Origin of the sequence: Flavobacterium sp. WC2416 (assembly GCF_041200095.1) — a bacterium.
Taxonomy (GTDB): domain Bacteria; phylum Bacteroidota; class Bacteroidia; order Flavobacteriales; family Flavobacteriaceae; genus Flavobacterium.
Genome location: NZ_CP165626.1, coordinates 3,566,891 through 3,581,961 on the forward strand (window position 1 = coordinate 3,566,891; position 15,071 = coordinate 3,581,961).

Below are 15,071 nucleotides of genomic sequence, written 5' to 3' on the forward strand. Positions count from 1 at the left end.
ATAAAGGTTACTGTTTTTTAATAGTGCCCTTTATAAAAGATTTAGCGGATAGCTGGAAATAGCTCCTAAAAAACAAAACCTTTTAAAAAAAACTTTCGGTAAGCTTCACAGTTTAAACAGTCTATTTTAAAACAACATTCCATATCTTTGTACTTTGAAAATTGATTTATGGAAACTGTTTTAGATAATTCTTTACCGACTGCTAAACCAAAATGGCTGAAGGTAAAGTTACCAATAGGAAAAAAATATACTGAGCTTCGAGGCTTAGTTGATAAATATAGTTTAAACACCATTTGCACATCAGGAAGCTGCCCAAATATGGGTGAATGTTGGGGTGAAGGGACTGCTACATTTATGATTTTAGGAAATACCTGTACGCGTTCTTGCGGATTTTGCGGTGTAAAAACTGGAAGACCTGAAACGGTGGACTGGGATGAACCAGAGAAAGTAGCTCGTTCTATAAAAATTATGAACATCAAGCATGCTGTAATTACAAGTGTGGATAGAGACGATTTAAAAGATGGTGGATCTATCATTTGGATAGAAACAGTAAAAGCCATTCGTAGAATGAATCCTAACACGACTTTAGAAACTTTGATTCCTGATTTTCAAGGTATCGAAAGAAATATTGACCGTATTGTAGAAGCCAATCCTGAAGTGGTTTCTCACAACGTAGAAACGGTACGCAGATTGACTCGTGAAGTGCGTATTCAAGCAAAATACGACAGAAGCTTAGAAGTATTGAGATACTTAAAAGAAAAAGGGATAAATAGAACGAAGTCGGGAATTATGTTAGGACTTGGAGAGCAAGAAGAGGAAGTTTTTCAAACCATGAGAGACCTTCGCGCTGCAAATGTTGATGTAGTAACAATAGGTCAATACTTACAACCGAGTAAAAAACACTTGCCAGTTAAAGAATTCATAACTCCGGATCAATTTGCTATTTATGAAAAATTTGGTTTGGAATTAGGTTTCCGACATGTTGAAAGTGGACCACTTGTACGTTCATCATATAAAGCACAAAAACATATTTTATAAGTAGTTCATTTGTTTAATCGGTTAATCGGTTAACCAAATAAACGATTAAACGAATACATTTGAAAACAAGAATTGCAATAAATGGTTTTGGAAGAATAGGTCGAAATTTATTTCGATTACTTTTAAACCATCCTGACATTGTTGTTGTTGCTATAAATGATATAGCAGATACAAAAACAATGGCACATTTATTAAAATACGACAGTATTCACGGAGTTTTACCTAACTTAGTACGTTCTGATGAAAAGGGAATTATAGTTGATGACAACCATTTTTTATTTTTTCATGAGAAAAACATTTCCGATTTAGACTGGAAAAATATAGGCATTGATTATGTTATAGAATCTACGGGTAAATATAAAACGCACGAAGAGCTGAGCAGACATATTATTGCTGGTGCAAAAAAAGTAATTCTATCCGCTCCGTCAGAAGTAGATACTATCAAAACAGTAGTTCTAGGAGTAAATGAAAATATTCTTGATGGAACTGAAACCATTATTTCGAATGCAAGTTGCACAACAAATAATGCAGCACCAATGATTAAAATAATAAATGAACTTTGTGGTATTGAACAAGCTTACATCACCACAATTCATTCCTATACAACAGACCAGAGTTTGCACGATCAGCCCCATAAAGATCTACGCAGAGCTCGTGGCGCAAGTCAATCCATTGTACCTACAACAACTGGAGCGGCAAAGGCATTAACGAAAATTTTTCCTTTATTAGAAGGTAAAATTGGAGGGTGTGGTATTCGTGTCCCTGTACCGGATGGCTCATTGACCGACATCACATTTAATGTAAAACGTGCCGTAACAATAAGCGAAATCAATGAAGCTTTTAAATTGGCCGCTCAAGGTGACTTTAAAGGGATCATGGATTATACTGAAGACCCAATTGTTTCAGTTGATATAATTGGAAATAAAAACTCATGCCTTTTTGATGCGCAGTTAACCTCTGTAATTGATAAAATGGTAAAAGTAGTAGGTTGGTATGATAATGAAATTGGATATTCATCTCGAATAATTGATTTAATATTATACACTAAAAACTAATTCGAAAAAAAGCTTTAAATGAAATACTTTTTGGTTTATCTCGTTTTTTTTAATTCATTTCTATACTCTCAAACTAATGAGAGTAAGGATAGTATTGAGTTTTACACAAACTTAGCGCATGAAAATATAAAAAACAACAAATATAAAAACGCCCTTTTTTATACTCAAAAAGCAATAAATTTCAGCGAAACGAGTGGTAGCATAATCGACCAAGCAAATCAAACATTTAAATTAGGGGAGATTTACTATACTTTAAAAAAGTACAATGATGCGATCGAGATTTTTTCTGAGAGTATCGCTTTATTTGAAACTACAAAACCAACCCCGAGTTACGCCAATACTTATTATTATCTTGGACTTTCTCATATTGGAAAATCAAATTATAGCGCAGCCGAAATTTGTTTTAATAAAGCCCAATCTATTTATAAAGCATTAAAAATTAACGACTATGACGACCTTATAAACCTTCAAAAAGGAATTATTTTTAAAAATAAAGGCAATAAAAAAATGGCCTCTTCAATTTTTAATACCATAATTGCAAAACCAGACAACCCTGCATTTTTAAATATAAAAGCCGAAGCCTCTTATCAAATAGGACTCATTGAAGAGGAAAATAATCGCAACAATTTAGCCTTAACTTACTACAATAAGGCATTAGAATTAAATTCAAAACAAGATAATCTTGAACAAAAATCGAATATACTTCTAGCTTTAAGTTCTGTCTACGAAAAAATGTTGGACAAGAGTGATGCCTATGCCTATTTAAAACAGCATTTAAATTTAAAAGAAAGTATTGCAATTTTAAATAATGAAAAACTTGGAATAGACGATTACGAAAATTTCAAAGAAACGCAGCGACTAAAGAAAATTGAAAAAATAAACAAACAAAATTTAGAGAAAGCTAAAACCAATAAATTCTCTAAACTGATAAATATTTTATCCATTTCATTAATCTCAATTTTATCCCTGTTGAGCCTGTCTCTTTATAAGAACAATATTATCCGTAATAAATCCAATTTATTACTAAAGGAAAAAAATAATGAGTTATTAATAGAAAAAGAGAAAACAGAAAAAGCATCTAAAGCAAGATCTGAATTTTTATCTACTGTGAGTCATGAACTGCGTACTCCTTTGAATGCCATAAATGGAATTACCCATTTACTATTAGAAGAGAACCCAAAAAAATCGCAATTGCATTATTTATCTTCTTTAAAATTTTCAGGGAATTACCTAGCCACCTTCATTAATGAAATATTAGAGATTAATAAAATTGATTCGAACAAAGTTGAAATTGAATATATCAACTTCAATATTAAAAATTTACTAGAAGACATAAAAAACTCTTTGAAAGGATTAGCTAAAAGCAACAATATTGACTTTACCTTAGAAATTGATTCAAACATTCCCGATAATTTGATTGGAGATCCAACAAAATTATCACAGATATTTATGAATTTAATCAATAACGCACTTAAATTCACAAAAGATGGAAAGGTAAATGTAAATGCAAAAATGACAGCATTGAAAAACAAAAATGCTGCTTTATTATTTGAAATAACTGACACGGGCATAGGAATACCAAAAGACAAGCAAAAAACAGTATTTGAAAGCTTCTCTCAAGGGTCTGTAGAGATAAATCGTAAATATGGTGGTACTGGTTTAGGGTTAACCATTGTAAAAAAATTAATAAAAATTTTAGGTGGTCAAATAAAGTTAGAAAGCGAACTTGGTAAAGGTTCTACATTTTCATTTAACTTAGACTTTAGAGTGGATGACCAACTATTACCTATTGTTGAAAAACCAAAAATGTACGAAGACATAATATTTAAAAACAAAAAAATACTATTAGTCGAAGACAATAAAATAAACCAAATGATCACTCAAAAAATGTTAGAATACAAAGGCGTTATTTGTAAAATTATTGACAATGGAGAGGATGCAATTGAATCCGTAAAAAACAATCAATATGATTTAGTTTTAATGGATGTCCATTTGCCTGGGATAAATGGAACTATTGCAACCCAAAAAATCAGAGAATTCAACAAAAGACTTCCTATAATAGCTTTAACTGCAATTTCACTAGATGAAAACAGAGAAATGCTTTTATCTTATGGAATGAATGATGTAATCACAAAACCTTTTGTACCTGAAGAGTTCTATGCTTCAATAGCAAACAACCTTTCAAAGTCTAGTATTTCATAATCAATTCTCTAATTAACTTTCTTACATTAGGTTCTGCATTTTGCGCCGCTTCTAAAACTTCATCATGTGATATACTATCGATGTTATCTTCATCACCAATGTCAGTTATTACTGATATCCCAAAGGTTTCTAAATCCATGTGACGCGCTACAATAACTTCAGGAACAGTAGACATTCCGACACAATCAGCACCTAAAATTTTCACCATTCTATATTCAGCCAAAGTCTCAAAACTAGGACCTTGTAGTCCTAAATAAATTCCGTCTTTCACTTCAATATTTAAATTTAAAGCCAACTCTTTGGCTTTAGCAACCATTTTCCTAGAATAAGGTTCACTCATGTTCACAAATCGAGGTCCAAAACGTTCGTCATTTGCTCCGCGCAAAGGATGTTCGGGTGTGAAATTTATATGGTCTTTTATAATTACAATTTCTCCAATTCTATAATTAGGATTTACTCCACCAGAAGCATTGGAAACAATCAATTTTTTTATTCCCAAAAACTTCAAAACACGAATTGGAAAAGTGACTTCTTTCATAGAGTAGCCTTCATAAAAATGAAAACGCCCTTGCATAGCGACCACTTTTTTGTCTCCAATAGTTCCAAAAACCAATGCTCCTTTATGACCTTGAACTGTGGACACAGGGAAATTTGGAATCTCATTATAAGGTAGCGTAAATTCAACCACAATATCGTCTGTAAAACTCCCTAATCCTGAACCCAAAATCACTCCATACTCTGGATTGAAATGATTAATATTATTTATATAACTAACTGTTTCTTGAACTTGTTCCCACATAATTTAGTATTGTTTTTTTAAACGCTTCACTTTCCCCTAGAAACTTACTTTTAATTGGTAAATAGAAAAGCTTATCTTCAGGAATACTTTCTTTTAATCTAACATAATCCTTTTCGGTAGTAATAATGATTTTATTTAAAGATAAGTTTTTAATTTCTAAAATATCTTTTGGTGCAAAATGATGATGATCTGGAAAAGTTAAACATACTGTATTTTCCTCTTTCAAATAATTAAAAAATGGTTTTGGCTTAGCAATTCCTGCCAATAGCACAGTGTCAATACCTTTAATTTCGCTTACTACTATTTTTTTATTTTTAGAATACACAAAAGTATCATATTCAACTCCTGTAAAATACAGTTCTTGATTGGGTTCCAGTTTTAAATTAGTTCTTATGCTTTGTTTTTCGTCAAGCGAAAGATCTACTGAACACTTAGTTACAATAACAATATTAGCCCTTTTAGCTCCACTCCTACTCTCTCTTAAATTTCCTGTAGGAAGCATAAAATCATCCGAATATAATTCTCCATAAGTGGTTAGCAAAATATAAAAACCTGCTTTTACTTTACGATGTTGGTACGCATCATCTAATAAAATCACTTCTGGTTTTTGCTTTTGCAAAAGTAATTGCTCTATTCCGTTTTTACGATTGGCATCAACAGCAACAAAAATATTTTTAAATTTTTGATAATATTGAAAAGGTTCGTCGCCTAAAATCTCCGCATTAGAAGAAGCGTCGGCCAAAATAAAGCCTTCTGATTTTCTTTTATAGCCTCTACTCAATGTAGCTACTTTATAAGAGTCTGAAAGCAACCGAATTAAATATTCTATCTGTGGCGTTTTCCCGGTTCCCCCAACACTTAGATTCCCTACAACAATAGTGGGCAAATCAAAAGAGAAGGATTTCAAAACTCCTTTATCATACAGAAAATTCCGAATACTCGTGATCAAACCATATATAATGGCAAAAGGAAAGAGTATTTTTCTCAGTAAATTCATTTTACGAAAGTATAATAAATTATCTTTGAAATAAATATTTTGTCTCTTTTGTTTAAAGTTTAAAGAGAGTCAATCATCAAAATTCAAACTGAAAACGCTAAACTCAAATACCATGAAAATAAAAGAAATCCTTTTAGTACTGGAAGAAATGGCTCCACTCGCCTATGCTGAAGATTTTGACAATGTGGGTTTGTTAGTTGGTAATCAAGAAACCGAAGCTACTGGAATTCTAGTTTGTCATGACGCATTAGAAAATGTAATTGAGGAAGCCATTGCTGAAAAATGCAATTTGGTTGTTTGTTTTCATCCCATACTTTTCTCCGGTTTAAAAAAAATCACTGGAAAAAATTACGTAGAACGAACTGTGATCAAAGCGATAAAAAATGATATTGCCATTTATGCTGTGCATACTGCTTTAGACAACCATCCCGATGGCGTAAATAAAATATTTTGTGATGCCCTTGGGTTGAAAAATTCCAAAATCTTAATTCCAAAACAAAATTTCATTCGTAAACTAGTCACCTACACTATTCCAGAAAATGCCGAAAAAGTGAGAAATGCACTTTTTGATGCTGGTGCAGGACAAATAGGGAATTATGAAGATTGCAGTTTCAACTCTAAGGGGATTGGTACTTATATGGGCAATGAACATAGCAATCCACAATTAGGAGAACGCTTTGAATTTGTAGAAGGAGAGGAAATCAAAATTGAAGTTACTTTTGAAAAATATTTAGAATCAAAAATCTTAAAAGCCCTTTTTAAAAGTCATGCTTATGAAGAAGTGGCTTATGAAGTGTATGAACTTCAAAATAAACATCAAAACATCGGATTAGGAATGATTGCCGAATTTGAAGTTCCCATGGATGAAAAAGATTTTTTAAATTTAGTAAAAGAAAAAATGCTATCCGATGGAATTCGACATTCTACATTTACAGGAAAGCCAATAAAAAAAGTGGCTGTACTGGGAGGATCTGGCAGTTATGCCATAAAAAATGCAATTTCAGCTGGAGCTGATGCATTTTTGACGGCCGATTTGAAGTATCATCAGTTTTATGAAGCCGAAAATCGACTACTTTTGGCAGATATTGGACATTTTGAGAGCGAACGCTATACAAAAAATTATATTGTTGATTTTCTTCGGAAAAAAATCCTTAATTTTGCAATCATTTTATCTGAAGAAAATACAAATCCAGTTAAGTACTTATAAGAATATGGCGAATACGAAAGAATTAAGTGTTGAGGACAAGTTAAGAGCAATTTACGATTTACAATTGATTGACTCTAGAATTGACGAAATTAGAAATGTAAGAGGTGAACTTCCTCTTGAAGTGGAAGATCTAGAAGATGAAGTTGCTGGTTTAAGCACCCGTTCTGAAAAATTGAAAAGCGAACTTGAAGTAATCGAGGACCTTATCAAATCAAAAAAGAATGCAATTGACGAGCACAAAGAGAGCATTAAAAAGTACACAAAACAACAAGAAACTGTTCGTAACAACAGAGAATTTAACTCTTTAACAAAAGAAGTTGAGTTTCAAGAACTTGAAATTCAATTAGCTGAAAAGCATATTAAAGAAATGAAAGCTTCGATCGAACATAAGAAAGAAGTAATCTCTCAGTCAAAAGAAAGATTAGAAGTAAAATCTAATCATTTGAAACATAAAAAATCTGAGTTAGATGCTATCATGGCAGAAACTGCTAAGGAAGAAGCATTTTTAACAGAGAAATCTGGTGAATACCAAAACCTTATCGAAGAAAGATTATTAGCAGCTTACACTAGAATTAGAACTAGCGTTCGTAATGGTTTAGCAGTTGTATCTATCGAAAGAGGAGCTTCGGCAGGTTCATTCTTTACTATCCCACCACAAACTCAAGTGGAGATAGCTTCAAGAAAAAAAATCATCACTGATGAGCATTCAGGAAGAATATTAGTCGACAGTTTATTAGCCGACGAAGAAAAAGAGAAAATGGAAAAGTTATTTTCTAAATTTTAATTATATTTAAGTCCCGATTCACATCGGGACTTTTTTATTATGAAAAAAACACTCTACTTCCTTTTTACAAAGTCTATCGGATTATACATTAATTTTTTAAGTTTTGTATCTCCTGATAAAGCCACACAATTAGCCTACTCTCTTTTTAGTGAACCCAGAGAAGGCAGGTTAACCAAATCAAAACTTCCCAAAATCCTTCGCGAAACCGAAAGCAGAACGTTTAAACATAACGATGAATATTTCCAAACTTATACTTGGAAAGGAAATGACACTGTTATATTACTAGTACATGGATGGGAAAGTAATGCTTCTCGCTGGAAAAAAATGCTCCCTTATTTAAAAGAATCAGGAAGTACTATAATTGCAATAGATGGTCCAGCACACGGATTGTCTAGTGGAAAAGAATTCAACATTCCTCAATACGCTACATTTATTGATATAGTAGTCAAAGAATTCAAACCTCAATACCTTATTGGGCATTCACTAGGAGGAAAAACCTGCTTATACTACCAGTCTAAATATCAAAATGATAGTATTGAAAAAATGGTGATTTTAGGAGCGCCTAGCGATTTTAAAATTATTCTCAATAACTATATCAAGATGCTTAGCTTGAACTCTACCATTTCTAAAGGTCTAGAAACACATTATTTAGACCATTTCAAACTTCAGCTAGAACATTTCTCTGGAAAAATATTTGCATCTAAAATAAAGACCAAAGGACTCATTGCTCACGATACTGAGGATACGGTTGTTTTATTTGAAGAAGGAAAAAAAATTGCCAGTACTTGGAAAGATTCCATTTTTATTGAAACAAATGGTTTGGGGCATAGCTTACATGGTGATGAATTATATAAAAAAGTTTCGGAATTTTTATTCGAATCTAAATAGTCCCACACGATCCCTTTCCGACTCTTTTTATCAACTTAAGCAAATAAACAAACCACCAGATAAACGATTACACAATTTAGTGTTACTTTTGCACTATGGAAGAAAATCTAAAACGCCTCAACAAATTCATCGGTGAAACCGGTTATTGCTCCCGTCGTGAGGCAGACAAAATAATTGAAGAAGGTCGTGTAACCATCAATGGAGTTGTCCCTGAGCTAGGAACAAAAGTTTCCCCCGATGACGAAGTGCGTATAGACGGCAAACTCATCCGTGAAAGAAATGAAAAACCAGTTTATCTTGCTTTCTATAAACCTGTAGGAATTGAATGTACTACAAACCTAGACGTTCGCAATAATATTGTGGATTACATCAATTATCCTAAACGTATTTTCCCTATTGGCCGACTAGATAAAGCCAGTGAAGGATTGATTTTCATGACTAATGATGGTGATATTGTAAACAAAATACTTCGCGCTAGAAACAATCACGAAAAAGAATATACGGTAACCGTAAACAAACCTATCACCGATCGATTTATTGAAAGAATGGGAAATGGAGTACCCATTTTGGACACAGTTACCCGAAAATGTAAAGTAGAGCAAATCAGTAAATACATTTTTAAAATTATACTTACCCAAGGATTAAATCGTCAAATCCGTAGAATGACCGAATATTTAGGGTATGATGTAACAGCATTAAAACGCATCCGAATTATTAATATTTCCCTAGATGTACAAGTAGGAAGATACCGCGATTTAACCGATGCCGAAATAAAAGAATTAAATGAGCTTATTGAGCCTTCTAGTAAAACAGAAGAAGCAAGTTTACCAAAAGCAGAACCTGCTAAAAGACGAACAGAATTTATCAAAAGAGACGATCCTAGATTTAAGAAAAGAGGGGATTATTAGTTTTAAAAAAAATATACACTTAAAGAAAAAACACAAATTTCACTAATTTACACGAATTGTTTTGTGCAAATTAGTGAAATTTGTGTTTAATTTATTTTCGAAATTGTTTTACTGAATTCTCCTCCTTCTTGCTTTAACGATTTTATCATCAATTAAAACGGCCTCATAGATTTGTTGTTTCAATGATTCAACATCAATTTCTTTAGTAGAAGTAAAAATCAATTTTGAAGCAAATTTTGCTGTAGCAAAAGTCTCATCTAAGAAATTATCACCTTTACAAAAACCTATTGCTACACCAGTAGTTACTTTTCCCCATGGAACGGAAGCGGGCCATATATAACAAATTCTAGAATGACGATAATAAAAAGGGACATTGTAAGCCAATTTCTCTTTTAAATCTGGCATACATTCTAAAATAATTTTACGTAGAAAAAGGACAATTTCTATTTCCTCTTCTGGTAGCTGATCTAGAAATTCATCAATAGAACCAAACTGTATTCCTTGTGGGTTTCCCATAATAAAAAAGCCTATCCGTCGCGGCGAATAGACTGTATGTTTTTTTAACTGTTTCTAGCTATTTTCATTTCCCTTGCCAATAGCGTATTTTTCAATAACATGGCAATAGTCATTGGTCCTACTCCTCCCGGAACCGGAGTGATGAAAGAAGATTTTTTACTTACCTCATCAAAATCGACATCACCCGTGATTACATATCCTTTAGGGTGTGAAGCATCTGCAACTCTAGTAATTCCAACATCAATAACTACAACACCTTCTTTTACCATATCCGCTTTTAAGTAATTAGGAACTCCTAATGCCGTAATGATAATATCAGCGTTTTTTGTAAATTCTTCAATATTTTTAGTTCTACTGTGAGTCAATGTTACTGTTGAATCACCAGGATATCCTTTACGACTCATCAAAATACTCATTGGTCGTCCCACAATATGGCTACGCCCAATAACTACAGTATGTTTCCCCGATGTTTCTACTTTATAACGCTCTAATAATTGCATGATTCCGAATGGAGTAGCCGGTAAAAACGTTTCCATTTCCAAAGCCATTTTTCCAAAATTAGCAGGATGAAAACCATCCACATCTTTATTTGGATCTATTGCCATCAGAATCTTTTGCTCATCAATATGTTTAGGCAAAGGCAATTGAACGATGTATCCATCTAAATCGTCATCGGCATTCAATTCTTTTATTTTTTCTAACAATTCAGCCTCTGTAGTAGTTTCTGGCAAACTTACTAAAGTAGAGTCAAAACCAATTTGCTGACATGAACGCACTTTACTACCAACATAAGTTAAACTAGCCCCATCATTACCAACTATAACTGCTGCTAGATGCGGTACTTTGCCTCCATTGTTTTTTATCTTTTGTACTTCGGCAGCGATTTCGCTTTTAATATCTTCTGCTGTTTTCTTTCCGTCTAGTAGTTGCATTTTAATTTAGTTTAAAAAGTTTAAAGTTTACAATTTAAAGTTTCTCGGATCGCCTTTAATTTAAAGCCTTAAAAAATAGTTTTGTTTTACTGCTTGTTTACACTATTAAAAAAGGTTTAAAACTTCAATACCTTGAAATTTTAAACCTAAGTCTTAATTTATCTTTGCATTCCTCCAGGCATTCCGCCTTTCATACCACCCATCATTTTCATAAGGTTTTTTCCTCCTGGACCTTGCATCATTTTCATCATCTTGCTCATTTGCTCAAACTGTTTCATCAATTGATTTACTTGCTCAATTTTTGTTCCTGAACCTTTGGATATTCTAGCTTTCCTTTTCACGTCTATAAGAGCTGGTTTGCTTCTTTCAGCAGGAGTCATCGAATGAATAATTGCTTCAATATGTTTAAAAGCATCATCTTCAATTTCTACATCTTTCATTGCTTTTGAGGCACCTGGTATCATTCCAACCAAATCCTTCATATTACCCATTTTCTTTACTTGCTGAATTTGAGATAAGAAATCATCAAAACCAAATTCATTTTTCGCAATTTTCTTTTGGATTTTTCTTGCTTCTTCTTCGTCAAATTGTTCTTGCGCTCTTTCAACTAAAGACACAACATCTCCCATCCCTAAGATACGCTCTGCCATACGAACTGGATAGAATACATCAATAGCATCCATTTTTTCTCCTGTTCCTACAAACTTGATTGGTTTATTGACAACCGTTTTAATTGATAGTGCAGCACCACCACGTGTATCACCATCTAATTTAGTCAGGATAACACCATCAAAATTCAAAATATCATTAAATGCTTTAGCTGTATTTACAGCATCTTGACCTGTCATAGCATCAACAACAAATAAAGTTTCTTGTGGTTGTATTGCTTTATGAACACGAGCAATCTCGTCCATCATCTCTTTGTCAACAGCAAGACGACCTGCGGTATCGACAATTACTACATTGAAACCATTTGCTTTTGCATGCTTGATTGCATTTTGAGCAATTTCAACTGGGTTTTTATTTTCTGGCTCTGAGTATACCTCAACACCTATAGAATCTCCCACTACATATAATTGCTGGATCGCCGCAGGACGGTAAATATCACAAGCAACCAAAAGTGGTTTTTTATTCTTTTTTGTCAATAAATAATTTGCTAGTTTTCCAGAAAAAGTAGTTTTACCAGAACCTTGCAAACCTGACATTAAAATTACTGTAGGTGTTCCTGAAAGATTAATTCCAGCAACATCTCCACCCATTAATTCAGTTAATTCGTCCTTAACTAATTTTACCAATAACTGTCCTGGCTGTAAAGTCGTTAAAACGTCTTGTCCAAGTGCTTTTTCTTTTACTCTTGTAGTAAAATCTTTGGCAATTTTAAAATTCACATCGGCATCAAGTAAAGCACGACGCACTTCTTTTAAAGTTTCGGCTACGTTTACTTCGGTGATTTTTCCGTGCCCTTTTAATATATGAAAGGCTTTATCTAGTTTATCGCTTAAATTATCGAACATGTCATTGTTGTTTTAGGAATTGCAAATATAATATAAAGTTAGAAAGGTACAAAGGTTCTGAGACACAAAGGAACAAAGGAAAATAGTTCTTTTGAAATACTGATTTTTTCTTTGCAGTTTTTGGTTTTGCGTTAGGGATAGAAGTGAAAATCCTCCCGATTTTTTGCGGGAGATTATAACGGATAGCCCGACCCTGAAGATTTTTCTTCTTCAGGGTAACGCCCCAATTTAGTTACATTCTCTCAGGAACATTAATTCCTAACAATCTAAAAGAAGCAGCAATGGTATCGGCTACTTTTTTAGACAATTGTACTCGGAATGTTTTTTTACTCAATTCTTCTTCACCTAAAATAGGAACTGCTTGATAGAATGAATTGTATTCACGCACCAAATCATAAGTATAATTTGCCAATAAAGCTGGACTGTGATTATGAGCCGCGTTTTGAATTACCTCTGGAAACAATTCCAGTTGTTTCAATAATTCTTTTTCTTTTTCGTGAAGGGAAACTGCTTCGGATTTATTAGAAAAATCAAAATTTGCTTTGCGAATTATTGATTGAATTCTGGCATACGTATATTGAATAAACGGACCTGTATTACCTGCAAAATCAACTGATTCTTCAGGATTAAAAAGGATTCGTTTTTTAGGATCTACTTTTAAAATATAATATTTCAATGCACCAAGACCAATTGTATTGTATAAATTGGTTTTTTCTTCAGGTGAATAGCTGTCTAATTTCCCAAGGTCTTCGGCGATTTTTTGAGCTGTAGTGGTCATTTCATTCATCAAATCATCAGCATCAACTACAGTTCCTTCGCGGCTTTTCATTTTACCAGAAGGCAAATCAACCATTCCGTAAGACAAGTGGAAAAGATTTTTTGACCAGTCAAAACCTAGTTTTTTCAAGATAAGAAACAACACTTTGAAATGATAATCTTGTTCATTCCCTACAGTATAGACCATCCCACCTACATCTGGGTAGTCCTTTACACGTTGAATCGCAGTACCAATATCTTGCGTCATATATACTGCTGTTCCATCTGAACGAAGAACAATTTTACGGTCTAAACCTTCATCAGTCAAATCAATCCAAACAGAACCATCGGGATCTTTTTCGAATACGCCTTTCTCTAATCCAATTTGTACGACATCTTTCCCTAATAAATAGGTATTGCTTTCATAATAAAAACAATCAAAATCGACTCCTAGATTTTTATAAGTAATAGCAAAACCATCATAAACCCATTGATTCATTTTTTTCCAAAGTGAAATCACTGCTTCGTCACCCGCTTCCCATTTTAAAAGCATTTCTTGTGCTTCTAGAATAATTGGCGACTGCTTCTTGGCTTCGTCTTCTGTTTTTCCCTCGCTCATTAATTGAGCTATTTCTACTTTGTATGCTTTATCAAAAGCTACATAATAATTACCAACTAGTTTATCTCCTTTTTGGCCTGTAGATTCAGGAGTTTCTCCATTTCCAAATTTCTGCCAAGCCAGCATCGATTTACAAATATGAATTCCTCTATCGTTGATAATTTGAGTTTTATAAACTTTTTTACCTGAGGCTTTAATAATTTCAGCAACAGAATATCCTAATAAATTATTACGAACATGACCTAAATGCAAAGGCTTATTAGTGTTTGGAGAAGAATATTCTACCATTACCGCTTTTTCATCTGGATTTGGAGTGACGAAACCAAATTTTTCATTGTCTTTAATTTCATTAAAGAAATTCAGGTAATATTCATCCGAAATAACAATATTTAAAAATCCTGAGACTACATTAAAACGACTTACATCACTTACGTTTTCAACTAAATAGTTACCAATTTTATTTCCTAATTCTACAGGATTGCTTTTTACCACTTTTAATAATGGAAAAATAACCATGGTAATATCTCCTTCAAATTCCTTCCGAGTAGTTTGAAATTCAACTTTGTCAATTGTAATGTCAAATAAAGCGAGAATTGCTTTTTCTATAGAAGGCGTAAGAATTTGTGATAATGTCATTTTATATGTTTGTTATGAACTTGCAAAGATAGTATTTAATTAGAAAAATCATTTAGAAAATTAATATTGAAACCCATTATAGAATTCCTTAACTTTATATTCTAAACAAGGACTTATTTATTAAAAAATAGTAATAATAGTAAGAATACTACTATATAAATATTTAACAATATCATTACGTCGCATTTATTTGTATTGTAACGGTTTATTGTAGATTTAA

The 15,071-nt window shown here is 32.8% G+C and carries 13 protein-coding genes; 7 read left to right on the forward strand and 6 right to left on the reverse strand.

Annotation, left to right across the window (positions count from 1 at the left end; translation table 11 throughout):
- Window positions 1-168: 168 nt before the first annotated feature.
- The 3 genes from lipA to AB3G39_RS15115 are packed head-to-tail and all read left to right on the forward strand — an operon-like array spanning window position 169 to window position 4,295.
- A complete protein-coding gene (gene lipA, locus AB3G39_RS15105) occupies window positions 169-1,038 on the forward strand; it encodes a lipoyl synthase (RefSeq protein ID WP_367773823.1) in 870 nt (289 codons plus the stop codon).
- Window positions 1,039-1,097: 59 nt separating this feature from the next.
- Window positions 1,098-2,093 carry a type I glyceraldehyde-3-phosphate dehydrogenase gene (gene gap / locus AB3G39_RS15110; protein ID WP_369765573.1) on the forward strand — a complete coding sequence of 332 codons (996 nt, stop codon included), beginning with the start codon at window positions 1,098-1,100 and terminating at the stop codon, window positions 2,091-2,093.
- Between the two features lie 18 nt (window positions 2,094-2,111).
- Window positions 2,112-4,295 carry an ATP-binding protein gene (locus tag AB3G39_RS15115; RefSeq protein ID WP_369765574.1) on the forward strand — a complete coding sequence of 728 codons (2,184 nt, stop codon included), beginning with the start codon at window positions 2,112-2,114 and terminating at the stop codon, window positions 4,293-4,295.
- On the opposite strand, the gene AB3G39_RS15120 is transcribed toward AB3G39_RS15115, so the two are convergent.
- Window positions 4,282-5,094 (reverse strand): purine-nucleoside phosphorylase, encoded by an 813-nt coding sequence (locus AB3G39_RS15120; protein WP_367773817.1) that lies wholly within the window; start codon window positions 5,092-5,094, stop codon window positions 4,282-4,284. The genes AB3G39_RS15115 and AB3G39_RS15120 overlap by 14 nt on opposite strands.
- On the reverse strand, window positions 5,066-6,091 hold the full coding sequence (lpxK, locus tag AB3G39_RS15125) for a tetraacyldisaccharide 4'-kinase (protein WP_369765575.1): 1,026 nt from the start codon (window positions 6,089-6,091) through the stop codon (window positions 5,066-5,068). The genes AB3G39_RS15120 and lpxK overlap by 29 nt, the downstream gene beginning before the upstream one ends.
- A 112-nt stretch (window positions 6,092-6,203) precedes the next feature.
- Here lpxK and AB3G39_RS15130 point away from each other — a divergent pair, with 112 nt between their 5' ends.
- From AB3G39_RS15130 to rluF, 4 genes are all read left to right on the forward strand, one after another.
- Entirely contained in the window at window positions 6,204-7,298 is a 1,095-nt protein-coding gene (locus AB3G39_RS15130; protein ID WP_367773813.1) for a Nif3-like dinuclear metal center hexameric protein, read from the forward strand.
- 4 nt (window positions 7,299-7,302) lie between these two features.
- Window positions 7,303-8,082 (forward strand): zinc ribbon domain-containing protein, encoded by a 780-nt coding sequence (locus AB3G39_RS15135; RefSeq protein ID WP_367757503.1) that lies wholly within the window; start codon window positions 7,303-7,305, stop codon window positions 8,080-8,082.
- Between the two features lie 39 nt (window positions 8,083-8,121).
- A complete protein-coding gene (locus tag AB3G39_RS15140) occupies window positions 8,122-8,970 on the forward strand; it encodes an alpha/beta fold hydrolase (protein ID WP_369769479.1) in 849 nt (282 codons plus the stop codon).
- A 95-nt stretch (window positions 8,971-9,065) separates the two neighbouring features.
- A complete protein-coding gene (gene rluF / locus AB3G39_RS15145; protein WP_367757500.1) occupies window positions 9,066-9,878 on the forward strand; it encodes a 23S rRNA pseudouridine(2604) synthase RluF in 813 nt (270 codons plus the stop codon).
- A gap of 108 nt (window positions 9,879-9,986) precedes the next feature.
- Here the strand turns inward: rluF and AB3G39_RS15150 are convergent, their stop codons facing one another.
- The 4 genes from AB3G39_RS15150 to argS all read right to left on the reverse strand — a co-directional run bounded on the left by AB3G39_RS15150 (window position 9,987) and on the right by argS (window position 14,851).
- Window positions 9,987-10,394, reverse strand: a complete 408-nt coding sequence (locus AB3G39_RS15150) for a DUF1801 domain-containing protein (RefSeq protein WP_367773808.1) — start codon at window positions 10,392-10,394, stop codon at window positions 9,987-9,989.
- Window positions 10,395-10,438: 44 nt separating this feature from the next.
- The gene (locus tag AB3G39_RS15155; RefSeq protein WP_367757496.1) at window positions 10,439-11,326 is read right to left on the reverse strand and encodes a bifunctional 5,10-methylenetetrahydrofolate dehydrogenase/5,10-methenyltetrahydrofolate cyclohydrolase; all 888 of its coding nucleotides are present in this window, start codon (window positions 11,324-11,326) and stop codon (window positions 10,439-10,441) included.
- A 158-nt stretch (window positions 11,327-11,484) separates the two neighbouring features.
- Entirely contained in the window at window positions 11,485-12,840 is a 1,356-nt protein-coding gene (ffh, locus tag AB3G39_RS15160; RefSeq protein WP_367773806.1) for a signal recognition particle protein, read from the reverse strand.
- Between the two features lie 232 nt (window positions 12,841-13,072).
- Window positions 13,073-14,851, reverse strand: a complete 1,779-nt coding sequence (gene argS, locus AB3G39_RS15165) for an arginine--tRNA ligase (RefSeq protein ID WP_367773804.1) — start codon at window positions 14,849-14,851, stop codon at window positions 13,073-13,075.
- Window positions 14,852-15,071 lie beyond the last annotated feature (220 nt).